Here is a 21783-nt window from a genome sequence, read left to right as displayed (position 1 = left end):
GTCTGGAGGGGAACCCAGAATGAGCTACAACCAGCCGGGCCCGTACGGCGGGCAGCCTCAGCAGCCCGGACCGTACGGCGGTCAGCCGGGGCAGCCTGGACCGTACGGCCAGCCGCCGCAGGCGCCCCAGCCCGGCTACGGCTACCCGGCGCAGGCTCCGGGGACTCCCCCGCAGCCCGGCTACGGCTACCCCCAGCAGGCACCCCAGGGTGTCCCGCCCCAGACGCCTGCGTACGGTCAGCAGCAGCCCTACGGCCAGCAGCCTCCTTACGGTGAGCAGCCCCCTTACGGTCAGCAGCCCTACGGCGCTCCGCAGCCGCCGGCTCCCGGCGGCGGCAAGAAGAAGACGGCGCTCATCATCGGCGCGGTGGCGGTCGTGGCCGCGATCGCCGTGGGCGCGGCCCTCCTCGTCGGGGGCGGCGGGGGCGGCAGTTCGGTGGCGGACGACGGGGCGCACAAGCTGACGGCGCCGGCGACGGTGATCGACGGCACGTACAAGAAGAGCGGCGACGCCAAGTCCGGCACCATGTCCGCGTCGGACATCAAGGACGCCGAGAGCTGGGGCGTCAAGAACCCCAAGGACGTCAGCGCCGGCTACCAGAGCGGCAGCCCCGTCAACGGCAAGCTGGTGACGTTCAGCGGCGTCTACGGGAGCATCGACGACCCGGAGAAGGTCATCGACGCCATGTTCGCCAACACCGAGAAGGAGACCAAGAAGGGCTCCGCCACCGACGGCAAACTCGTGGGCAGCCCTCAGAAGATGACGCCGGCCGGCTTCAAGAACGGTGTCATGAAGTGCCAGTTCGTGGAGACCGAGGCCGGCGGCAAGACGACCCGGATGCCGATCTGCATCTGGGGCGATCGCAGCACGGTCGCCTACGTGTTCTCGTACGACACGGCGAGCATCCTCGCGGGCAAGAGCGGCTCGATGGACGTCGCAGCGGAGATCGCCAGCAAGCTCCGTGACGACGTCCGCGAAAAGATCTGACCGTTCGCGTCGACCACGAAGGGGCCCCGGTCGGTCGACCGGGGCCCCTTCGTCATGTGCCTGGTGTGTCCATCTGCGGGTTACGCCGTCTTCTGCTCCCCCGGGCCCCGCCCGCGGGCGTCCCGCGGGATGAGCGTCGGGTTGACGTTCGACAGGACCACGTCGGCGGTGATGACGACACGGGCCACGTCCTTGCGGGACGGGACCTCGTACATCACCGCCTGGAGGACCTCCTCCATGATGGCGCGCAGGCCGCGCGCGCCGGTCTGGCGGAGGATGGCCTGGTCGGCGATGGCCTCGAGCGCCTCGCGCTCGAAGTCCAGCTCCACACCGTCGAGTTCGAAGAGACGCTGGTACTGCTTGACGAGCGCGTTGCGCGGTTCGACGAGGATCTGGAGGAGCGCCGCGCGGTCGAGGTTGTGGACCGACGTGATGACCGGGAGGCGGCCGATGAACTCGGGGATCATGCCGAACTTGACCAGATCCTCGGGCATGACGTCCTCGAACTGGTCCTTCTCCTCCAGCTCGCGCTTCGAGCGGATCGTCGCGCCGAAGCCGATGCCCTTCGCGCCCGCGCGGGACTCGATGAGCTTCTCCAGGCCCGCGAAGGCGCCGCCCACGATGAACAGGACGTTCGTCGTGTCGATCTGGATGAACTCCTGGTGCGGGTGCTTGCGGCCGCCCTGGGGCGGGACCGAGGCCGTCGTGCCCTCCAGGATCTTCAGCAGCGCCTGCTGGACACCCTCACCGCTCACGTCGCGCGTGATCGACGGGTTCTCGCTCTTGCGGGCCACCTTGTCGATCTCGTCGATGTAGATGATGCCCGTCTCGGCCTTCTTGACGTCGTAGTCCGCCGCCTGGATGAGCTTCAGCAGGATGTTCTCGACGTCCTCGCCCACGTAGCCCGCCTCCGTCAGCGCCGTCGCGTCGGCGATGGCGAACGGGACGTTGAGCATCCGGGCGAGTGTCTGGGCCAGCAGGGTCTTGCCGGAGCCCGTGGGACCCAGCAGGAGGATGTTGGACTTGGCCAACTCGATGGCGTCGTCCCGGTTCTGACCGGCGCTGTTCTCACCCGCCTGGACCCGCTTGTAGTGGTTGTACACCGCGACCGAGAGGGCCTTCTTCGCGGCCTCCTGACCGACGACGTACCCCTCCAGGAACTCGTAGATCTCGCGGGGTTTGGGGAGTTCCTCCCAGCGGACCTCGCTCGTTTCCGCGAGTTCTTCCTCGATGATCTCGTTGCAGAGATCGATGCACTCGTCGCAGATGTACACACCGGGGCCTGCGATGAGCTTCTTGACCTGCTTCTGGCTCTTGCCACAGAACGAGCACTTGAGCAGATCGCCGCCGTCACCGATGCGTGCCACGGTGTGCTTCCCCTTCGCCTGGGAGTCGCCTGGGTACAGCGACTCCTGGTGCTGCCTTATGAACGACGGTACCTTGCCGAGCCCCCCGTTCGGGCCCCCCTTGGCACGGTTCACTTTGTCGTGAACCGCGCCAAGGGGCGACAGACGAGCGGCAGACGATACAGCGATACGTCAGACGATCGCGGAACTGTTCATCTTGCGGGTGGAGATGATCTGGTCGATCAAGCCGTACGCGAGCGCGTCCTCAGCGGTGAGGATCTTGTCGCGCTCGATGTCCTCGCGGATCTTCTCGATCGGCGTGGTCGAGTGCTTGGCCAGCATGTCCTCGAGCTGCGCGCGCATCCGGAGGATCTCGTTCGCCGCGATTTCGAGGTCCGAGACCTGGCCGCGGCCGGTCTCGCTGTAGGGCTGGTGGATCAGCACACGGGCGTTCGGGAGCGCCATGCGCTTGCCCGGCGTACCGGCGGCCAGCAGGATCGCGGCGGCCGAGGCGGCCTGGCCCATGCAGACCGTCTGGATGTCGGGCTTCACGAACTGCATCGTGTCGTAGATCGCGGTGAGCGCCGTGAAGGAGCCACCGGGGCTGTTGATGTAGACCGAGATGTCACGGTCGGGGTCCATCGACTCCAGGCACAGCAGCTGCGCCATGACGTCGTTGGCGGAGGCGTCGTCGATCTGCACGCCGAGGAAGATGACGCGCTCCTCGAACAGCTTCGCGTACGGATCGTACTCACGCACGCCCTGCGAGGTGCGCTCGACGAAGCGCGGGATGACGTAGCGGGACTCCGCGCGAGGACCGGTGTACTCGGCCTGCGTGCGGGCGTGGAGGCCGCTGCCGGGGAAGTCGTTCACTGTGTCTCCTGAAGAGCCTGTAAGAGCCTGAGGCGGTCGGCTGGGGGCGCTGGATGGCCGTCTGCGCCGCTCCGGGGCACTGGGTGCGCCCGGGAGCGGCAGAGGCGCCACGCGCCGCCCTGGGGGGCGCTGAGGGGCTTACGACGCCCCGGTGCCGCCACCGCCCGGCATACCAGCAGCGGTGGGCACGATGTCGTCGATGAGGCCGTACTCCTTGGCCTCGATCGGGTCGAACCAACGGTCGCGGTCCGAGTCACGAGTGATCTGCTCGACCGTCTGACCGGTGTGGAAGGAGGTCAGCTCGGCCATCCGCTTCTTGGTGTGCAGCAGCCGCTCGGCGTGGATCTTGATGTCCGACGCGGAGCCCGCCAGGCCGGCCGAGGGCTGGTGGATCAGGATCTCGGCGTTCGGCAGGGCGAAGCGCTTGCCGGGGGTGCCCGCGCTGAGCAGGAACTGACCCATCGAGGCCGCCATGCCCATGGCGATCGTCACCACGTCGTTCTTGATGAACTGCATGGTGTCGTAGATCGCCATGCCGGCCGTGATCGATCCGCCGGGGCTGTTGATGTAGAGGTAGATGTCCTTGTCCGGGTCGGCGGCAAGGAGCAGCAGCTGCGCCGTGATCTTGTTGGCGATGTCATCGTCGACCGCCTGGCCGAGGAAGATGATCCGCTCGCCGAGCAGTCGGTTGTAGACCTGGTCGCCGAGGCCACCACCGAAGGGTTCGCCGGCAGCTGTGGGCATCAGATTCGTCACGTATCCACCTGCTCGTCTTACGACGGCGCCGGGCCGTCTCACGTCTTCTGCTGGGGGCGTGGGACCCCGGTGCAATCACCGCTCCGGGCGGCTTCGGGGACTCCCCTGCCCTCGTATTCATGGACCCTAACGCGCTGGTCCCTCCGGGGAATCCCGCAGAAGGAACTGTTCGCTGTGAGCGCATGCGCCGCACCGCTCGGACCAGGGTGCGGCGGGCCCCTGGAGAGGCGCGGAGAGCCCCGCCGTCAACCCCTGTGGGGCCCGTGGGAGCGTCCGCCACCGGGTGTGCGCCGACGGGTACGTCGGGTGGCGGGGCGCTCGCCCGGTCCCGCGCGCCCCCGCGTGGCGGGGGCCGGAACCAGAGGGCGGGCCCGGAAGACGGACGGGCCCCCGGGGACTCGGAAGTCCCCGGGGGCCCGTCGCGGCGTACCGGTGAGGCGATCAGGCCTCGTACTGGTGAGGCCTGTGAGGCGATCAGGCTTCGGGCTTGTCCTCGGCGGCCTCGGACTCGACGACCTCGGCGGCCTCCGTGGAGCCCTCCGTCTCGTCCTCGTCGTCCAGGTCGACGATCTCGCCGTTCGTGTCCTTGACCGTGGCGGCCTCGACGACGACCGCGAGTGCCTTGCCGCGGGCGACCTCGCCGACCAGCATCGGGACCTGGCCGCCCTCGACGACCGCCTGGGCGAACTGGTCGGGGGACATGCCGGAGGAGGCGGCGCGCCGCATGAGGTGCTCGGTGAGCTCCTCCTGGTTGACGTTCAGCTTCTCCTTGTTGACGAGCTCGTCGAGGACGAACTGCGTCTTGATGCCCTTGACCGCGGCGTCCTTGGTCTCGGCGTCGAACTCTTCCTCGGTCTTGCCCTGGATCTCCAGGTACTTCGCGAGGTCGAGGCCCATCTGGCCGAGCTGGTGGTGCTCGAGGTTGTGCTTGCGGGTGTTGATCTCGTCCTCGAGCAGCTTCTCGGGGACGGGCACCTCGACCAGCTCGAGCAGCTTCTCCAGGACGCGCTCCTGGGCCTGCGTGGCCTGGTCGTACTCCTTCATGTTCTCGAGGCGCTTGCGGCTGTCCGCGCGGAGCTCCTCGAGGGTGTCGAACTCGGACGCGAGCTGCGCGAAGTCGTCGTCCAGCTCGGGGAGTTCGCGTGCGGCGACCTGGGAGACCTTGACGGTGACCTCGGCCTCCTTGCCGGCCGCGGAGCCGCCCTTGAGCTCGGAGGTGAAGGTGGTCTCGCCACCGGCCTCCAGGCCCTTGACGGCCTCATCGATGCCTTCCAGCAGCTCGCCGGAGCCGATGGTGTAGGAGACGTCGGAGGCGACGCCGTCCTCCAGCACCTCTCCGTCGACCTTGGCCTCCAGGTCGAGCGTGACGACGTCGCCCTCCTCGGCGGCGCGCTCGACCGGCGAGGTGGACGCGAAGCGCTCACGGAGCTCCTCGACGGCCTTCTCGATGTCCTCGTCGCTCACCTCGATGGCGTCGACCTCGACCTCGATGCCGGAGTAGTCCGGGATCTCGATGGCGGGACGGATGTCGACCTCGGCGGTGAAGTTCAGCGTCTCGCCGTCCTTCAGCTCGGTGATGTCGACCTCGGGCTGGCCGAGGACGTTCAGCTCAGCCTCGTTGACCGCTTCGGTGTAGAACTTCGGGAGCGCGTCATTGACGGCCTCTTCGAGCACGGCGCCGCGACCGAACCGCTGGTCGATGACGCGGGCCGGGATCTTGCCCTTCCGGAAGCCCTTCACCGTGACCTGCTGGTTGATCTTCTTGTACGCCGCGTCGAGGCTGTCCTTGAGCTCCTCGAAGGGCACCTCGACAGTGAGCCGAACCCGGGTCGGGTTCAGGTTCTCCACGGCGCTCTTCACGGTTCGGTCTCCTTGTGGCTGACTTCTTGGGGGTAATGCTGCGGGGTTCCACCGCGTGCGTCCGCCCGGTCGGTCGGGCGGAGCCTCAGTGGATTCACGGGCCCTTGAGAGACGTAACAGTGCAGACACACGGGCGCGCAACCTGCATAGTAACCGCAGGCGGTACACGCCCCAAAAGGCGATCTTGCGATCCCGGCCATCGGCCTTCGGTCGCCGATGTCACTGGTGGTCGGGGTGGCGGGATTTGAACCCACGGCCTTCCGCTCCCAAAGCGGACGCGCTACCAAGCTGCGCCACACCCCGTCGGTGCGACACGTAGGGTACATGCCCGCAGACAGTGCGGCTGCCGCATTTCACGGGCGTCCGCGGGGCGCCGGAACAGGGTGTGCGTCGAGGGGGCACAACCCGCTACGATGCCTTCAGCGCCGGGGTCACTGACCTGCGGTGCGATGTGTGCGGGCGTAGCTCAATGGTAGAGCCCTAGTCTTCCAAACTAGCTACGCGGGTTCGATTCCCGTCGCCCGCTCTGAACGGCTCAGGGCCAGGTGGTGAGTAGATCTACTCACCACCTGGCCCTGAGTCGTTCGAGGCTGAATCAGCCGTCCGGACCGCGTACACCGCCTCTGGAACAGTGGCCGAGTTCACCGTCGGAGTGCACGCCGCCTCGCGCTTCGCATGGGAGTACGACTTGCAGGGTGCCCGACTCGCGAGGACGGGGAAGCGCCGAAGTGATCTCAGCAGGGGACTGGGCCGACACGCGGCGCCTTTGGGACTACCACCAGATGGGCCACTCCATCCGGCCGTGCTCTGCAGCGGTCGGGTTGGGAAGTCACGACCTGCGGAGCCGACGCCGACGAGGTTTCACCAACCGGCTTCTCCGCGGCGATGCGACTTCCCCCTGACGCCACGCCGCCGAGCCCGCGGCAACCCCACTCGGCCCATCCATGGGTGTGCCCGTCATCCCGGTCTGCCGTACAGCGTTCACCGAAGAGGGATGCCTGGTCGTGGTCAGCCAAATGACCTTGGACTCTGCCGCGCACATTCTCGGATGCAAGTTCGATACCTACAGTTGCCGTATGACCGATGGCTTCGGTGGTGTCCTCGCCCGCCTCGACTCGTGGCTGGAGGCCAACGCACCTGCCGACTACGCCGCCTTGAACCCACCTGCCGTACAGGACGACATCGACGCCGTCGCCGATCGCCGGTTCCCCTTGCACCCTGATCTGGTGGCGTGGCTGGGTCATCACGACGGGGTGACCGCCGCGAAGGGCCACGCTGGTCCCGGTGTCATCCTTCCCAAGGGGTTCGTCCTGCACAGCGCTGAGGGAATGCGCGCCGGCCAGCGCTTGCAGGAGGAGGCGATCGCCGAGTGGGTCGACGAGAACGAGTCGGAGGACCCTGGGCTGCGGGACATCTACGAAGGAGCCTACGGGTACTTGTTCCACGTCCGGTGGGTTCCGATCGCCACGGACATCACCGGCGGCAACCTCCTCGTCGACCACCGTGAGGGAGATCGGTTCGGGAACGTGCTCTACGGTCTGCACGGCGGGGACAACGAGGGGCCGGAGAAGGTGTGGGACAACCTGTCACACATGTTCGGAGACCTTCTCGCCGCCCTGACGGCGGGACGAGAAATCCGCTTGCCCGAATGGGCGGCTCCGATGACACCGCATCTCTCCGGTGACGGCGACGAGGTGTTCGTCAGGTGGGAGTAGGGCGAAACGGCGGTCCGAGGCGACACTGTCGCCAGAACGCTACGGGCTCCCTTACGGGCGTGACGCGGCAAGGTGGGCTCGGGCCCTCGCCGACCAGCCGGCTGCCCCTCGGCGACGGCCCCGCCCATGGTTCGCATCGAGAGGCACGCCGACAGAGCACCCCCCACTCGGTCGTCGAGCCTTCGCCCATCCCGTGGGCACGTGATCGGCAAGTGAGGCCAAATCGCGACCTACTGGGATCCAGTCCGGACCAGAGCCGGACCCCGACGACACGTCATCGATCGAGCCACCGATCTGCCCGGAGTGTGGCGCATTGGTCCGCATATACCCGACCAGCTACAACCGCTGGGTCAGCCTCGCAACGGCGGAACTGCCCGCCAAAGACGTCCCAGAGCCCTTCCGGTGGCGTTTGACGGGACTCCCGGACCGATCCCACCTCACCACCGATGTCGTGGCCGTACGGGTCCGTGGAATCGATCCGCTCCCCGGCGAGCCGGTCGTGCCGGCGCATCGCATGGCCGTGCGTCCCGGGCCAGGTGAGTCACAGATCACCGGAACTGGGCAGCCCGCGCCCATGCCCCTTGCCTCGCTCACCGGGCCGGCGCTTCGGTTCGAGGGATCACGGGATGCTCAGCACGATCCCTGACCCTGACGGAATCCGGATTTGAAGCCGTCCTTGAACCCTCGTTGGTAGTCCTTGTCCGTGTTCTTGTCCGTGTTCTTGTCCGTGTGCAGAACGGTGGCGGCTCGTTCGTCGTCCCCGCAGCTCCGCTGACCCTGGCGGACCCCGGACTTGAAGCCGTCCTTGAAGCCGCGCGCGTAGTCCTGGTTCGACTTGGAAACGTTGACGGATGCACTGACGTGAGTCCCGCTCGGTGTGGCCGCGGACGCCTGCTGGATGCCGGCCGGGACCAGAGCGACCGTCGCGGCGATGAAGGCCGAGCTCAGGATGGCGGCACCTCTTCTGGGCGCAGTAGACATGACAGCCCCTTCGCATTTTGCTCACATAGGGTCAATTTCTACTGTAGTCACCCATTCCGGCGTCGCAACTGGTCTCGCCACTCAGGCATTTCCCTCTCGGCGCCGGTCGCCTTCGGGCGCTTTCGTGCGCGGGAGTACCGGGCGCGGTGGCCGGGCGTCCGGTGAGCAGGGGTGGCCGAGGACGCGGCGGTCGGGGACCGCCCGCCGGAATCAGAAAGTGATCGATCAGAAGTTGATCGAGTTGATGGTCTGCGCTATCGAGTCGAGGAACCGTTGGATGGACGGAGCCATGCCGGTCGACGCGAGGAAGAAGCCGAAGAGCACCGCGACGATCGCGGGCCCCGCCTTGATCGATCCTCCCCGGATCAACACCACGAGGATGATCGCCAACAGCAGTACCACTGACAGCGAGATGGCCACAACTGATCACACCCTACGGTCGGTTCACTCTCCCGGCCCGGGGATGCAACCCCTCGCACCCCCGCCAGAACCATCGTGCCACCAACGCGGCTTCCGTATGCCGCAGGTGACACATCGTCGGTCGCGGACCCGTGGAGCCCGCTCACCGGAAGCCTTACGGGACGAGTGAACAGCACTGCCCCGCAGCGCAATTCGAGGGCACACCGACCATGGAATTCAACAGGATCGTTGCCGTGTCCACACATCTCGTTCGCAGGCAATTCCAATTATTGCCACAGTCACCGCGAGGACGCCGCACACCGGCCGCCAACAGGCCACTAAAGACTAATGAAACGGACATATCACCAGAGTCGCCCGCGAACCTTATGCACCGTTTAGTCGTGAAGAATGTGGACAGATCATCCGCACAACAACCCCCTACAGTAAGCGGATCGGTATGCGGATCCGCTTGCGAACCAGCAGGCACACATCTTCAAATACGGGGTACTCGCAGCCCATATGCAGGAATGACCTCGAGGGTTTTACGAAGCCGCACATACGACGCTAGGGTGCCTCAGATGTTCCACGCCGCCTCGCCCCCCGCAAGCGCAGCAACGTTCCGGACCGTCCCCCTCCGCGCCTGGTGGGAGGGTCTGTGACGAACTCGCTCCGACCGAACGGCCAGCAGCGGGCACCGCTCCCCCCGGCACAGCAGCCGGCCCGGGGAGTACCGGGCCCGCGCTCACCACGGAATCAGTCCGCGCAGCACACCACGACGGGCACGGCCGAGGCCGCCCCGCGGGCCGCGAAGCCCGCGGCGCAGCGCGACGCCTTCTTCGACAACGCCAAGTACCTGGCGATCGTGCTCGTGGCCATGGGCCACGCCTGGGAGCCCCTGAAGGGCCAGAGCCGTGTCCTGGAGGCGGCGTACACGGTCGTCTACTCCTTCCACATGCCGGCCTTCATCATCATCTCCGGCTACTTCTCGCGCAGTTTCGACATGCGCCCCGACCGTCTGAAGCGGCTGGTGACCGGCGTCGCGGTCCCCTATGTCGTCTTCGAGGTGTCGTACGTCCTCTTCAAGCGCTGGGCCGACGACGACCCGTCGCTGCCGATCAGCCTGCTGGACCCGTGGTACCTCACCTGGTTCCTGTGCGCGCTGTTCATCTGGCGGCTGACCACCCCCCTGTGGAAGATGGTGCGTTGGCCGCTCCCGGTCGCGCTCGTCGTCGCCATGCTCGCGTCCGTCTCACCGGACATCGGCGACGACCTCGATCTGCAGCGCGTGCTCCAGTTCCTCCCGTTCTTCGTGCTGGGCCTGATCATGAAGCCCGAGCACTTCCAGCTGGCGCGCCGCCGTGAGGTGCGGATCCTGTCGGTGCCCGTGTTCGCCGCCGCGCTGGCGGTGGGCTGGTGGGCGGTGCCGCGGATGAACACCGCCTGGTTCTACCACCGCGACAGCGCGCAGGAACTCGGCGTCCCGTGGTGGGTGGGCCCGGTGATGGTGTTCACCCTGTTCGGCTGCTCGCTGCTGCTCACCGCGTGCTTCTTCTCCTGGGTGCCCCGCCGCCGGACCTGGTTCACGGCGCTCGGCGCGGGCACGCTGTACGGCTATCTGCTGCACGGCTTCCTGGTCAAGGCCGGCACCTACTGGGGCTGGTTCGACCACGCGTGGCTGCACCGGCCGCTCGGTGAGATCTTCGTGACCCTCGTCGCGACCGCGGCCGTCACCCTGCTGTGCACGGCACCCGTCCGCCGGGTCTTCCGCTTCTCGATGGAGCCCAGCATGGACTGGGCCTTCAGGCGGGACGCCACGGAACTGGCCCGCGAACGGGCCGGGGCGGCCAAGGCCTAGGCCGGTCCCGGCCCACGCGGGCCGGACTCAGTTCGGGGGCAGGCCCAGCAGGGCCCGCATGGCGGCGTACTTCTTCGTGAGCCGTGCGCGCGTGTGCTCGTCGAGGACCGCGAGCCGGGCCGGGTCACCGTTGTGCGCCAGGTCCGAGGCCTTGACCAGGAGGGCCCCCGGAGTCGTACGGATGCGCTTCGCGTACGCCTGCGGGGGCTCTCCTTCGTGTTTGGTGAGCGCCAGCACGATGTCCCGTGTGCGCGCGGGCAGCGCGGCCTCGCGCAGCCAGTCCTCGGAGAGCACGTCGTCCTCGACGGCGTCGTGCAGCCAGGCCGCCGCCACCTGTTCGTCGTCGCCGCCACGCTCGCGCACCCCGTCCGCGACGGCCTGCAGGTGCTCGGTGTACGGCCGCCCCGCCTTGTCGGTCTGGGCGGAGTGCGCCGCACGGGCGAGGGCCTCTATTTCGGCCAGGGTCAGGAGAGTCTGCGTCACCCCTCCAGTGTCTCCCGCCGCAGGGCCGCGCGGGCCGGGACCGGGCCCGCCGTCGCACCGGGCACGGTGATCGACACGCCGAGCGCTCGCACAGCGGCGCGGAACGCCCGCCGGGAGAGGGGTCAGCGGGCCGGGGCGGGGGCTTCCCGGCAGATCAGCAGGAGCGCCCTGTCGTCGTTCACGTCCTTGGCCACCGCCTCGATGAGGTGCCAGGCGGCGCCGTGGAAGCCGCCGGCGACATAGCGGTCGGCCTCGCCGGTGAGACGGTCGATGCCCTCGACGATGTCACGGTCGGAGGTTTCCACCAGGCCGTCCGTGAAGAGCATGAGGACGTCACCGGGCCGCAGGGAACCCTTGACCGAGTCGAACTGGGCACCGTCGTACACCCCCAGCAGCGGCCCCTCGGCCGCCTTCTCCTCCCAGCGGCCACTGCCCGCGCTGAGCTGCAGCCCGGGGGGATGGCCGGCGGAGAAGAGTTCGTAGTCGCCGGAGTCCAGGTCGAGGACGAGGTGGATGGAGGTGGCGAAGCCCTCGTCCCAGTCCTGACGCAGGAGGTAGCCGTTGGCCGCGGGAAGGAAGGCGTGCGGCGGGAGCGAACCCAGCAGGCCGCCGAAGGCGCCGGACAGGAGCAGCGCCCGCGAACCCGCGTCCATCCCCTTGCCCGACACGTCCGTGAGGACGGCTTCCAGGGTCCGGCCGCCGTTCGTACGGGCCGCGACCACGAAGTCCCCGGAGAAGGACTGGCCGCCGGCCGGGCGCAGGGCCATCTCCCGGTGCCAGCCCTGCGGCAGCTTCGGCAGCTTGCTCTGGACCCGGATGCGCTCGCGCAGGTCGAAGAGCATGGTGCCGCCGCGGCGCCAGGGCACGCCCACGCGACTGCGGAACTGCGCGATCAGCAGACCGAAGAAACCGCAGGCCGCGACGACGAGGACGACACCGGGGGTCACCCGGGACGGACCCTCCGTGTACGGGCCGAGTTTCACGGACTCCACTATCAGCGCGGTGGCGGCGGCCGCGTAGAGACCCAGCAGGCTCGCGGGGCGCAGCAGGAGGCCGCCCGCCACGATCGGGAGGACCAGCGCGGCCGGTGAGCACCAGACCGAGTTGACCAGCGTGGTCGCCGCGATCAGCGGGATCGTGAGCAGCAGGCCGGCCAGGGCGATCCAGTCGGAACCGTCCCCGCGGAAGTAGTCCACGGCGGATCTGCGCAGGCCGGTGCGGGCCCGGTGCCACTGCTTCTTCAACCGGGCCGTGAACGTCTCGGCTTCCGCGCGCCGCCCTCGTCCTGCTGCCATTAGTTCGGGACCCTATCCATCGGACCAGGTGCTTGGCACGGGAGGTACCGCTTGTCCCCCGTCCGAGCGCTCAACATCACAGTGAACTGCACAGTGAACTGCACGGTGGGCCTCATGGAGAAGGTCACGGCACGCATCCCCCGCGGCCGGTGGAATATTCTCTCGCTCGTACCGCACTGCCCTGGTAGGCATGGCTCATGACGACTGACTTGCGGGTGCTGCGGCAGCCCGAGTGGGATGCGTGGTACGACAATCTGGTTCGCGCGTTCGGGGGCGTACCGGAGTCGTCCGAGGAGCGCGAGCTGTGGAACGAGCTCACAGAGTACGACCGTTCCCTGGGAATCTGGGAGGGCGATCAGTGCGTGGGCACCGCGGGGGCGTTCTCCTTCCGCGTCACGGTCCCCGGCGGCGCCTCCGTACCGGCCGCGGGCATCACCATGGTGAGCGTCGCGGCCACGCACCGCCGGCGCGGGCTGCTGACGTCGATGATGCGGCGGCAGCTGGACGACATCCACTCCTGGGGCGAGCCGCTCGCCGTCCTGACCGCGTCGGAGCCGGCGATCTACGGCCGGTTCGGCTACGGCATCGCGACGCACCAGCACAACGCCGAGATCGACACGACCCGGGTACGGCTGTCCGTACCGCCCGGCACCGATGACGTACGTCTGCGGTTCGCCGCGCCGGCCGACGTGCTCGACGCCTGCGAGTCGGTGTACGCGCGGACGGTTCCGGGGCGGCCGGGCATGCTGGCGCGGCGGCCCGGCTGGGAGCGGGCGATGGTGCTCGACCCGGAGGGTGAGCGGAACGGGGCGTCGCCGTTGCAGTGCGTGGTCGCCGAGCGGGACGGAGAGGTGGTCGGCTACACCCGGTACCGGATCAAACCGGACCACGACCACACCGGTGCCAGGGCCACCGTCATCCTCGACGAGCTCCAGGCGCTGGACCCGGCGGCGGAAGCCGCGCTGTGGCGGCTGCTCTTCGACCTCGACCTGACGACGACGCTGCGCACCCGGGCGCGTCCGGTGGACGAGGCGTGGCAGCACATGGTGTCCGACATCCGGCGCTGCTCCGTGCGGATGAAGGACTCGCTGCACGTACGGCTCGTCGATGTGGACGCCGCGCTGGAGGCGCGGACGTACCAGGCGCCGGTGGACCTGGTGTTCGAGGTCGAGGACGCGTTCTGCCCCTGGAACGAGGGGCGTTGGCGGCTCACCGGTGACGCGAAGGGGGCCTCCTGCGTGCCGGCCCGGGAGCCCGCCGATCTCGCCCTGTCCGTGCGGGAGTTGGGGGCGGCGTATCTCGGCGGGGTGTCCCTGGTGTCGCTCGCGGCGGCCGGGCGGGTGCGGGAGCTGCGACAGGGGGCGCTGGCGGAGGCCTCGGTGGCCTTCTCGTCGGCGGTCGCGCCGTGGCTGCCGCACGGGTTCTAGACCGATTCGGGGCCGGGGCCGGGTCCGTGGTCGGGGCCGGGGCGCGGGCCCCGGCCCCGGGTCACCGGTGCTGGCAGTGCGGGCACCAGAAGAGGTTGCGGGCGGCGAGACCGGCGGTGCGGATCTCGCCGCCACAGATGTGGCAGGGCAGGTTGGCCCTGCGGTACACGTAGACCTCGCCGCCGTGGTCGTCAACCCGGGGTGGGCGGCCCATGGCCTCGGGGGCGTGTGCCGGGCGCACCGTGTCGATGCGGTTGTCACGCACGCCCTCGCGCATCAGGTCCACGAGGTCGGTCCAGATCGCGTCCCACTCGGCGGGGGTGATGTCCCTGCCCGCGCGGTACGGGTCGATGCCCTGCCGGAAGAGGACCTCGGCGCGGTAGACGTTGCCCACGCCCGCGATGATCTTCTGGTCCATGAGGAGGGCGGCGACCGTCGTGCGGCTGCGGGAGACACGGAGGTAGGCGACCGACGGGTCGGCGTCGGGGCGCAGGGGGTCCGGGCCGAGGCGGGCGTGTATCGCCCGCTTCTCGTCGTCCGTGATCAGGGCGCAGGTCGTGGGGCCCCGGAGGTCGACGTACGTCGTGGGGTTCGCGAGGCGGAGGCGGACCGTGTCCGTGGGGGGCGGGGCGGGGGCGTCGCCGAAGTTCACCTTGCCGAAGAGGCCCAGGTGGATGTGGATCCACTCGCAGGCGCGGAAGCCGAGGAAGAGGTGTTTGCCGTGGGCGTCGGCGGATTCCAGGGGGGTGCCGTCGAGGAGGGCGGCGGCGTCCGCGAACTTGCCCTGGGGGCTGGTGACGCGGGTGGGGGTGCCGGTGAAGGCGGCCGCGCAGTCCTCGGCCAGCCGGTGGATCGTGTGCCCCTCGGGCACGGGGTCCTCCTGGGTGTGTGCACCTGTGACGAACCGGGCGGGGGCCTTTTCTCGCCCCCGCCGCCCTGCTCATCCCGTACCTGGGGGCTGCGCCCCCCAAACCTCGCCAAGGCGCTGGGCCCCCTGGACCCCCGCATCGCCCGAAGGGCTCGTCCGCGAACGCCGGACGGACCGAGATACGACAGGCTCGCGCCCCTGGGCCGGTCGGGCTGGAGCAGCGGACTCGCCCTCGGGCGGGACGGGCTACGCCTGCGGGTGGTGGGACGGGATCGGCGGGAGGTCGCCCGTGGCCTCGTACGCCGAGAGCATGCCGATGCGGCGGACGTGGCGGCCCACGCCGGAGAACGGGGTGTTGAGGAAGGTCTCGACGAACTTGGTCGCCTCCTCCTCGGAGTGCATACGGGCGCCCACGGAGACGACGTTGGCGTTGTTGTGCTCGCGGCCCAGTTCCGCCGTCTCCTCGCTCCAGGCGAGCACGGCGCGGACGCCGGCCACCTTGTTCGCCGCGATCTGCTCACCGTTGCCGGAGCCGCCGATCACGATGCCGAGAGCCCCGGGGTCGGCCGCCGTGCGCTCCGCGGCGCGAAGGCAGAACGGCGGGTAGTCGTCCTCGGCGTCGTAGACGAGGGGCCCGCAGTCGACGGGTTCGTGGCCGGCCTCCTTGAGCCACTCCACGAGGTGGTTCTTGAGTTCGAAACCAGCATGATCGGAGCCGAGATACACGCGCATGATCCGAGTGTGACACGGCTGTTTCGGATCGGCCTCGCCGGGTGCCGCCAGGAAAAAATGTGAGCAGGGCTACAAAACCTCAAGAAAACCTCAAGTAACGATCCGGATTCAAAGGTTCACGAATTCCTTTGCCTCCGATTCACTGGACCGGCTCGTACACCGCTCGTACACCGCTCGTACGAGTCCCGTACACCGCTCGTACGGGAACTACGAGAAGTCCGAGCAGTTCACCCCCAATGGAAGTACGGGAAATCCGCTCACCGGCGCAAAGGAATCCCCCCTCATGACCTCGCAGCCGACCCCCACGAAGGCCGCCGACGGACCCGGAGGCCCCGGAGAACCCGGTTCGGGCCTCAAGGCAGGACTCAAGAACCGTCATCTGACCATGATCGCCATAGGTGGTGTCATCGGAGCGGGCCTCTTCGTGGGCTCCAGCACCGGTATCGCCACCGCCGGGCCGGGCATCCTGCTCTCCTACGCCCTCGTCGGCACGCTCGTGGTGCTGGTGATGCGGATGCTGGGCGAGATGTCCGCCGCCAATCCGACCTCCGGTTCGTTCTCCGCTCATGCCGACCGCGCGCTCGGGCGCTGGGCCGGTTTCTCGATCGGCTGGCTGTACTGGTTCTTCTGGGTGGTCGTCCTGGCCGTCGAGGCGACGGCCGGGGCCACGATCCTCGAAGGCTGGATGCCCGCCGTACCGCAGTGGGGCTGGGCGCTCATCGTGATGATCGTGCTCACCGCGACCAACCTGGTCTCGGTCGGCTCGTACGGTGAGTTCGAGTTCTGGTTCGCCGGGATCAAGGTCGTGGCGATCGGCGCGTTCATCATCGTCGGCGGCCTCGCGATCTTCGGTGTGCTGCCCGGCGTCGACGCCCCGAAGGCGGGACTGGGGAATCTGAGCGACCACGGCGGCTTCCTGCCGCACGGCCCCGGCGCGATCCTCACCGGTGTGCTCCTGGTCGTCTTCTCCTTCATGGGCAGCGAGATCGCGACCCTCGCGGCCGGTGAGTCGGAGAACCCGCAGCGGGCCGTCACCAAGTCCACCAACAGCATCATCTGGCGGATCGGCGTCTTCTACCTCGGCTCGATCCTGGTCGTCGTCGCCCTGCTGCCCTGGAACGACCCCTCCATCAAGGACAAGGGCTCGTACGTCGCGGCCCTCGACTCCCTCGGCATCGCGCACGCCGGTCAGATCATGAACTTCATCGTGCTGACGTCCGTGCTGTCCTGTCTCAACTCCGGCCTCTACACGGCCTCCCGGATGGCGTTCTCGCTCGGTGAGCGCGGGGACGCGCCCAAGGTCTTCGCGAAGACCACCTCGCGTGGTGTGCCGCTGGCCGCGATCGTCGTCTCGGTCGTCTTCGGCTTCGTCGCCGTCTTCTTCAACTACAAGTTCCCGGACTCGGTCTTCCTCTTCCTGGTCAACTCCTCCGGCGCGGTCGCCCTCTTCGTCTGGCTGGTCATCTGCTTCTCGCAGCTGCGGATGCGGAAGATCATCGAGCGCGAGTCGCCGGAGAAGCTGGTCGTCAAGATGTGGCTGTACCCGTACCTGACCTGGGCCACGGCCGCCCTGATCGTCTTCGTTCTCGGCTACATGCTGACCGACACCGAGCACGACGGACGCGAGACCGTGCTGCTGTCGCTGCTCGTCGCCGCCGTGGTGGTGGCCGTCGCGGTGGTCAGGCAGCGGCTGCGCGGCGGCGGTGCCGCCGCGGAGTCCGCGGCCACCCCGACCCCGGTGCCGGTCGAGGCCTCGTCCGAGGCCCGCTGAGCACCACGGAACCGACGAGGGCGGGGCCCGGCGGCAGTGCCGCCGGGCCCCGCCCCTTTGCGCACGGCGGCTCGGGGCGGCTCGCGCAGCGGCTCACAGCGGCTCACAGCGGTGTGAAGCTCTGCCTCACCTCGTCGTAGACACGCAGCGCGGCGGCCTCGATGTCCGGGTGGTACCAGGTGCTGATCTCGTACGACGTGCCACCGGACCGGAAGCCCAGCAGCCGGACGTGCCAGAGCCGGCCCTTGGCCGTCACGGTGTACTCCCAGGCGACCGCGGGCTCCCCCCGGAACGTCGTCCGCTCCAGCCGGATCCGCCGGTAGTCAAGCCCCTTGCCGGTGTCCCCCTCCGCCTGCTGCCACTGCGCCAGCAGGTCGCCCTTGGCCGGGGTCGCGTTGGCCACGATCTCCTGCGCGCTGTCGGGCGAGGTGTAGTGCACCTCGGAGCCGCTCTCCGCCACCCGCTGCCAGCCCGGCGGCGGGACCCACGCGTACAGCCCGGCCTCCTCACGGGCCCCGGCGGGCAGGCTCGGCGGGCGCGACGTGCCGTCGACGGTGGGGAGGGGGGAGGACGGTTCACCGGACGGCGTTCGCGGGCTCGTCGCGGACGGTGACACGCTCGCGGGCGCCGTTGTACCGCCCGTGTCGTGGGAGGACCCCCCGTTCGCCGCGATCACGATCCCTACGACGGCTCCCGCGACCACCACCCCGCCGGCGGCGACGAGCGCTATCCGGCGCCTGCGGCCGCCCGGAGCCGACGGCACCACGGGGCCGGGGAGTTCACCCGGCGGCATGAGTGCGGGGGCGGGGCCGTGGCGGGTGGTGTGCGAGGCGAGGGAAGAGGGCGAGGAAGGGGAGGGGGTAGTGGGGGTGGAGGGGGGTGCGTGGGTGGCAGGGGCCGAGGGGATTTCCGAGCGGACCTGTGAGTGCAGCTCGGTGGGGGCCTCGGTGGAGGCGTTGGCGGTGAGAGGGGAGGGGACCGTGAGAGGGGGGACAGGGGGCTCGGTTCGTTCGGGTTCCTCGGCCGCCGTCACGGGAGCCGTTGGCGCGGAGGCCTGTGTCGCGTGGGCCCGGGTCTCGGGGGCGGCTGTGGCCTGCTCCTCGGCCGGAGGCCCGCCGGGGTCGGGGGGGTACTTCCGCGTCGGGGTGTACCGCACGGGGATGGCGTCCTGTACGGGATCGGGCTCAGGGGCGGGATCGGGATCGGAAGCGGGATCGGAAGCGATCTCGGAATCGAGTCCGGACCCGCGCTCGGGATCGACGGCTGGATCGGGTTCGGGATCGAGGGCTGGTTCGGGTTCCGGTCCGGCGTTCGCGGCAGGGCCGGGGGCCGGGTCAGGCCCGGGTGCGCATTCCTCGTCCGGTCCCTGATCCTGATCCCGATCCCGCTGCTGTTCCCGCCCCCGCTCCCCCGCCTTGTCCGGCTCCGGCTCCGGTCGGGGCGGACGGCGCCGTGCCTCCCGTATGAGCTGAGGGTCCAGGAACACCGGTGTGGGGGACTCCTGGTGGACCGGGAGTACGGAGGGTGCGGTTTCCGGTGCCCGCGGACCTTCCCGCGCCGCCTCCGGTGCCGGGAACGCGAGCGGCCACAGCGCCGACTCGAGCTCCTCCAGACCGGGCCGGGTCGACGGGTCCTTCTCCAGGAGCGCCGCCAGGACGTCCCGCAGACCGCCTTCGACCGAGGGGAGTTCGGGCTCCTCGTAGAGGACGGCGTGCAGCGTGGCCAGGGTGGTCGAGCGGGAGAACGGGGAACGGCCGCCGAGGGCCGCGCAGAGCGTCGCCCCGAGGGACCACACGTCGGAAGGCGGGCCCTGCGGACGGCCGGAGATACGCTCGGGCGCCATGTAGTCGGGGGAACCGACCAGCATCCCGACCATGGTGAGCGCCTCGGCGTCCTGCAGTGCGGCGATGCCGAAGTCGGTGAGGACGACACGCTGACCGCGCCGCTCGACCAGGACGTTGCCCGGCTTGATGTCCCGGTGCAGCACTCCCCCGGCGTGCACCTGGCGCAGCGCCGAGACGAGTCCGAGGCCGATACGGGCCGCGGTGGACGGGGCGAGCGGACCGTCCTCGACCACCACCTGTTCGAGTGAGCGGCCCGCGACCAGTTCCATCACGATCCACAGCCGCTCGCCCTCGTCGACGACGTCGTAGATGCGTACGACGTTGGGATGGTCGATCCGAGCCGTGGCCCTGGCTTCGCGCAGTGTGCGTTCGCGGCGGGTTCGGGTGTCCTCCTGGTCGAGTCCGTCGATGCGCATCTCCTTGACCGCGACCTGCCGGTCGAGCATGTCGTCGACGGCCCGCCACACCCGTCCCATTCCCCCCTGCCCAATACTCTCGGCCAGTCGATATCGGCCCGTCACCAATAAACCCGGAACACCGCCACTCGCATTCCCCGTCAATCTCCCGCACCCCCTCGACACCCGTCATAAACGTCCGTCACACAGGAAACACAATGGTCACACTTCATGCCGTACCAGCATAGTGCGGAGAAATCTTGTGGTACCTCTTCAAGTACTGCGAATTCAGGCGCAGCCAAGGGGGACGAACATGAGTTCTCGTCACACGACGACCATCGCGGGATCGCTGATCGCGGCATCTTTCTCGGCCGTGATGATCCTTTCCTTCACCGCCGTCGCGGACGACCAGGGACCGGGGAGCAGCAAAGGGGGAAAGGCCGTCGATCCGGCACCGGCAGGCGTGAAACCGACCACCACACTGCCTGGCAGGATCTCGGTGGACAACAGCTCGCACAAGACGTCGATCACCGCCACGGTAAAGAACGAGGGGACCAAGGAAAGCGGCAGCATCCGGCTTCTGGTGGTCGGTTTCGACGGCTTGCGGATCAAAGGTGTTCAGGGGTGTTCCGCCATGGCGGAGAAAGATCTTCCGAAAGGGTCGAACAGCGGTTTCGTGTGCGACGTCGGCAATCTCGCGGCCGGTAAGTCGAAGTCGTACGCCGTCGACGCGACCTTCGATCTGAGCAGGACCGGAAAGATCTGTCTGCCGGTCCAGGACAGTTCCGGGAAGAAGACGTTCTGGCAGCAGGGCCCGGTGCCGTTCGGGGCGTCGAACCCGTCACCCAACGCCCCGACCACCCCACTGCTGCTCGACACCACCAACAAGCCGGTGTCGCCCAGCGGCGACGAGTTGCCCAGGACCGGCGCCGGAAGCGACCTCCTGCCGCTCGGCGCGGCGGGCGCGGCGCTCGTCTCGTTGGGTGCGGCGGGCCTGTGGTGGACCCAGCGGCATCCTCGGCGTCAGCCGTCCTGACCTGAGGGGTCATCCGCGCGGACGCGGAACCGCAGACACGTCAGACACACAGACACGGAGACAGGCAGAAATAAGGAAACGCGGAAGAGGCTCGCCGGACCGGAGGTCGCGTCACGGCCCGGCGAACCTCTTCCGCGGGAATCACGGAATCGGGACCCATGACGTCATGTCGGGCTCGTGACGTCGGGCCCGCGAGGTCACTTCTTGTCGAGGAACTTCCACGCCGTGGGCAGCAGGCCCATCGCCAGTGCCGCCTTCAGGGCGTCGCCGATCAGGAACGGCGTGAGGCCCGCCGCGACGGTCGCGCCGAGGGACATGCCGGTGGAGGCGCCCAGGTACGGGAGGCCGACCGCGTAGATGATCGCCTCGCCGAGCAGCATCGCACCGGCCGTGCGCAGTACGGAGCGGTCGGCGCCGCGGCGGGCGAGGGCGCCCACGGCGGCGGAGGCGAGGACCATACCGAGGACGTAGCCGAGCGAGGGGGCCGCGAAGCCGGAGGCGCCGCCGGCGAACCAGGGCATGCCGGCCATGCCGACGAGTGCGTACAGCAGGAGCGAGAGGAAACCGCGGCCGGCGCCGAGGGCCGTGCCCACGAGGAGGGCGGCGAAGGTCTGGCCCGTCACCGGTACCGGGGAGCCCGGCACGGGGAGGGAGATCTGGGCGGCGAGCCCGGTGAGCGCGGCGCCGCCGAGCACCAGGGCGGCGTCCCGGACACGGGAGGCCGGGAGCAGGTCGGCGAGGACCTCGCCGGGGCGGATGCCTGTGCGGGACGTGACGGCAGCGGTGCTCATGAGGACTCCGGCGGGTGACTGGGGCTGCGGGACACGGCGACGCTATCCCAGGGGACCTGAGCTGATCACCGTCAGCGATCGACAAAGCGGGGATCGGCGACTTGGTGCACCTCTCACAAAAGTGCGGCATACACCTGTTGGAGCGTGACACTGGTCACTGAGGTGGGATCGTTTCGGCTACGGAGTCGGAGCGAGCTGCCGCTGTAGGGTCCCGCCAAATTGCCTCGCCACGGACTCGGACGCCGCCGGACAGGTGAACGGACTGTCACGCTCCGTATCACCCGCGTCCGCATGGTGGGCAGGGGCTGCCCCGGAGCGGAGGGGCCGCCCAGACTGTCGGCGTTTTGCCCCCTCCCCTGTAAGGGACC

General features: G+C 69.0%; 19 protein-coding genes, 2 tRNA genes and 2 pseudogenes. 10 read left to right on the top strand and 13 right to left on the bottom strand.

The features are described from left to right. Nucleotides 1-19: 19 nt before the first annotated feature. Nucleotides 20-988, top strand: a complete 969-nt coding sequence (locus ABZV34_RS03115) for a hypothetical protein (RefSeq protein WP_356270912.1) — start codon at nucleotides 20-22, stop codon at nucleotides 986-988. A gap of 80 nt (nucleotides 989-1068) precedes the next feature. Here the strand turns inward: ABZV34_RS03115 and clpX are convergent, their stop codons facing one another. From clpX to ABZV34_RS03090, 5 genes are all read right to left on the bottom strand, one after another. Next, nucleotides 1069-2355 (bottom strand): ATP-dependent Clp protease ATP-binding subunit ClpX, encoded by a 1287-nt coding sequence (clpX, locus tag ABZV34_RS03110; protein WP_356270910.1) that lies wholly within the window; start codon nucleotides 2353-2355, stop codon nucleotides 1069-1071. A 171-nt stretch (nucleotides 2356-2526) separates the two neighbouring features. Continuing rightward, nucleotides 2527-3207, bottom strand: coding sequence for an ATP-dependent Clp protease proteolytic subunit (locus ABZV34_RS03105; protein WP_356270909.1), 681 nt, complete (start codon nucleotides 3205-3207; stop codon nucleotides 2527-2529). A 138-nt stretch (nucleotides 3208-3345) separates the two neighbouring features. Further along, the gene (locus tag ABZV34_RS03100; RefSeq protein WP_054231895.1) at nucleotides 3346-3951 is read right to left on the bottom strand and encodes an ATP-dependent Clp protease proteolytic subunit; all 606 of its coding nucleotides are present in this window, start codon (nucleotides 3949-3951) and stop codon (nucleotides 3346-3348) included. 486 nt (nucleotides 3952-4437) lie between these two features. Next, nucleotides 4438-5823 (bottom strand): trigger factor, encoded by a 1386-nt coding sequence (gene tig / locus ABZV34_RS03095; protein WP_356270907.1) that lies wholly within the window; start codon nucleotides 5821-5823, stop codon nucleotides 4438-4440. A gap of 226 nt (nucleotides 5824-6049) precedes the next feature. Next, a tRNA-Pro gene (locus ABZV34_RS03090) sits at nucleotides 6050-6126 on the bottom strand. Nucleotides 6127-6278: 152 nt separating this feature from the next. On the opposite strand from ABZV34_RS03090, the gene ABZV34_RS03085 reads away from it, so the two are divergent. The 5 genes and pseudogenes from ABZV34_RS03085 to ABZV34_RS03065 all read left to right on the top strand — a co-directional run bounded on the left by ABZV34_RS03085 (nucleotide 6279) and on the right by ABZV34_RS03065 (nucleotide 8184). Continuing rightward, nucleotides 6279-6349, top strand: a tRNA-Gly gene (locus ABZV34_RS03085). 78 nt (nucleotides 6350-6427) lie between these two features. Further along, a pseudogene (locus ABZV34_RS03080) lies at nucleotides 6428-6517 on the top strand (GntR family transcriptional regulator); the annotation flags it as partial. A 34-nt stretch (nucleotides 6518-6551) separates the two neighbouring features. Next, nucleotides 6552-6662: pseudogene (locus tag ABZV34_RS03075) on the top strand (YdcF family protein); the annotation flags it as partial. Between the two features lie 237 nt (nucleotides 6663-6899). Then, the gene (locus tag ABZV34_RS03070; protein WP_356270905.1) at nucleotides 6900-7538 is read left to right on the top strand and encodes an SMI1/KNR4 family protein; all 639 of its coding nucleotides are present in this window, start codon (nucleotides 6900-6902) and stop codon (nucleotides 7536-7538) included. Nucleotides 7539-7776: 238 nt separating this feature from the next. Beyond that, on the top strand, nucleotides 7777-8184 hold the full coding sequence (locus ABZV34_RS03065) for a DUF6083 domain-containing protein (RefSeq protein WP_356271236.1): 408 nt from the start codon (nucleotides 7777-7779) through the stop codon (nucleotides 8182-8184). Here the strand turns inward: ABZV34_RS03065 and ABZV34_RS03060 are convergent. Both ABZV34_RS03060 and ABZV34_RS03055 read right to left on the bottom strand, forming a co-directional pair. Continuing rightward, the gene (locus ABZV34_RS03060) at nucleotides 8169-8519 is read right to left on the bottom strand and encodes a hypothetical protein (RefSeq protein ID WP_356270904.1); all 351 of its coding nucleotides are present in this window, start codon (nucleotides 8517-8519) and stop codon (nucleotides 8169-8171) included. The two genes, ABZV34_RS03065 and ABZV34_RS03060, sit on opposite strands and share 16 nt — an antisense overlap. Nucleotides 8520-8744: 225 nt before the next feature. After that, nucleotides 8745-8939, bottom strand: coding sequence for a hypothetical protein (locus ABZV34_RS03055; RefSeq protein WP_356270902.1), 195 nt, complete (start codon nucleotides 8937-8939; stop codon nucleotides 8745-8747). Nucleotides 8940-9573: 634 nt separating this feature from the next. Between ABZV34_RS03055 and ABZV34_RS03050 the strand changes: the two genes are divergently transcribed. Further along, complete coding sequence (locus ABZV34_RS03050; protein WP_356270900.1) at nucleotides 9574-10773, top strand: acyltransferase family protein; 1200 nt, start codon at nucleotides 9574-9576, stop codon at nucleotides 10771-10773. 27 nt (nucleotides 10774-10800) lie between these two features. Here the strand turns inward: ABZV34_RS03050 and ABZV34_RS03045 are convergent, their stop codons facing one another. Then, on the bottom strand, nucleotides 10801-11256 hold the full coding sequence (locus ABZV34_RS03045; RefSeq protein WP_356270899.1) for an HD domain-containing protein: 456 nt from the start codon (nucleotides 11254-11256) through the stop codon (nucleotides 10801-10803). A 122-nt stretch (nucleotides 11257-11378) separates the two neighbouring features. Then, complete coding sequence (locus ABZV34_RS03040; protein ID WP_356270897.1) at nucleotides 11379-12551, bottom strand: PP2C family protein-serine/threonine phosphatase; 1173 nt, start codon at nucleotides 12549-12551, stop codon at nucleotides 11379-11381. 197 nt (nucleotides 12552-12748) lie between these two features. On the opposite strand from ABZV34_RS03040, the gene ABZV34_RS03035 reads away from it, so the two are divergent. Then, nucleotides 12749-13978, top strand: coding sequence for a GNAT family N-acetyltransferase (locus ABZV34_RS03035; protein ID WP_356270895.1), 1230 nt, complete (start codon nucleotides 12749-12751; stop codon nucleotides 13976-13978). 61 nt (nucleotides 13979-14039) lie between these two features. On the opposite strand, the gene ABZV34_RS03030 is transcribed toward ABZV34_RS03035, so the two are convergent. Continuing rightward, the gene (locus tag ABZV34_RS03030) at nucleotides 14040-14849 is read right to left on the bottom strand and encodes a DNA-formamidopyrimidine glycosylase family protein (protein WP_356270893.1); all 810 of its coding nucleotides are present in this window, start codon (nucleotides 14847-14849) and stop codon (nucleotides 14040-14042) included. A 243-nt stretch (nucleotides 14850-15092) separates the two neighbouring features. Further along, nucleotides 15093-15578 carry a ribose-5-phosphate isomerase gene (locus ABZV34_RS03025; protein WP_356270891.1) on the bottom strand — a complete coding sequence of 162 codons (486 nt, stop codon included), beginning with the start codon at nucleotides 15576-15578 and terminating at the stop codon, nucleotides 15093-15095. A 283-nt stretch (nucleotides 15579-15861) separates the two neighbouring features. Between ABZV34_RS03025 and ABZV34_RS03020 the strand changes: the two genes are divergently transcribed. Further along, a complete protein-coding gene (locus tag ABZV34_RS03020; protein ID WP_356270889.1) occupies nucleotides 15862-17349 on the top strand; it encodes an amino acid permease in 1488 nt (495 codons plus the stop codon). Between the two features lie 103 nt (nucleotides 17350-17452). Here ABZV34_RS03020 and ABZV34_RS03015 read toward each other — a convergent pair whose 3' ends face one another. Beyond that, nucleotides 17453-19669: a protein kinase gene (locus ABZV34_RS03015; RefSeq protein WP_356270887.1), complete on the bottom strand. Its 2217-nt coding sequence runs from the start codon at nucleotides 19667-19669 to the stop codon at nucleotides 17453-17455. Nucleotides 19670-19901: 232 nt separating this feature from the next. Here ABZV34_RS03015 and ABZV34_RS03010 point away from each other — a divergent pair, with 232 nt between their 5' ends. After that, a complete protein-coding gene (locus tag ABZV34_RS03010; protein WP_356271235.1) occupies nucleotides 19902-20624 on the top strand; it encodes a hypothetical protein in 723 nt (240 codons plus the stop codon). Between the two features lie 197 nt (nucleotides 20625-20821). On the opposite strand, the gene ABZV34_RS03005 is transcribed toward ABZV34_RS03010, so the two are convergent. Further along, nucleotides 20822-21415: a biotin transporter BioY gene (locus tag ABZV34_RS03005; RefSeq protein WP_356270885.1), complete on the bottom strand. Its 594-nt coding sequence runs from the start codon at nucleotides 21413-21415 to the stop codon at nucleotides 20822-20824. Between the last annotated feature and the right edge of the window lie 368 nt (nucleotides 21416-21783).

This window comes from Streptomyces sp. NPDC005195 (genome assembly GCF_040608315.1).
Lineage (GTDB): Bacteria > Actinomycetota > Actinomycetes > Streptomycetales > Streptomycetaceae > Streptomyces > Streptomyces kaempferi.
Note: the sequence above shows the minus strand (reverse complement) of the source record. Positions and strands in the feature narration are given on the sequence as shown.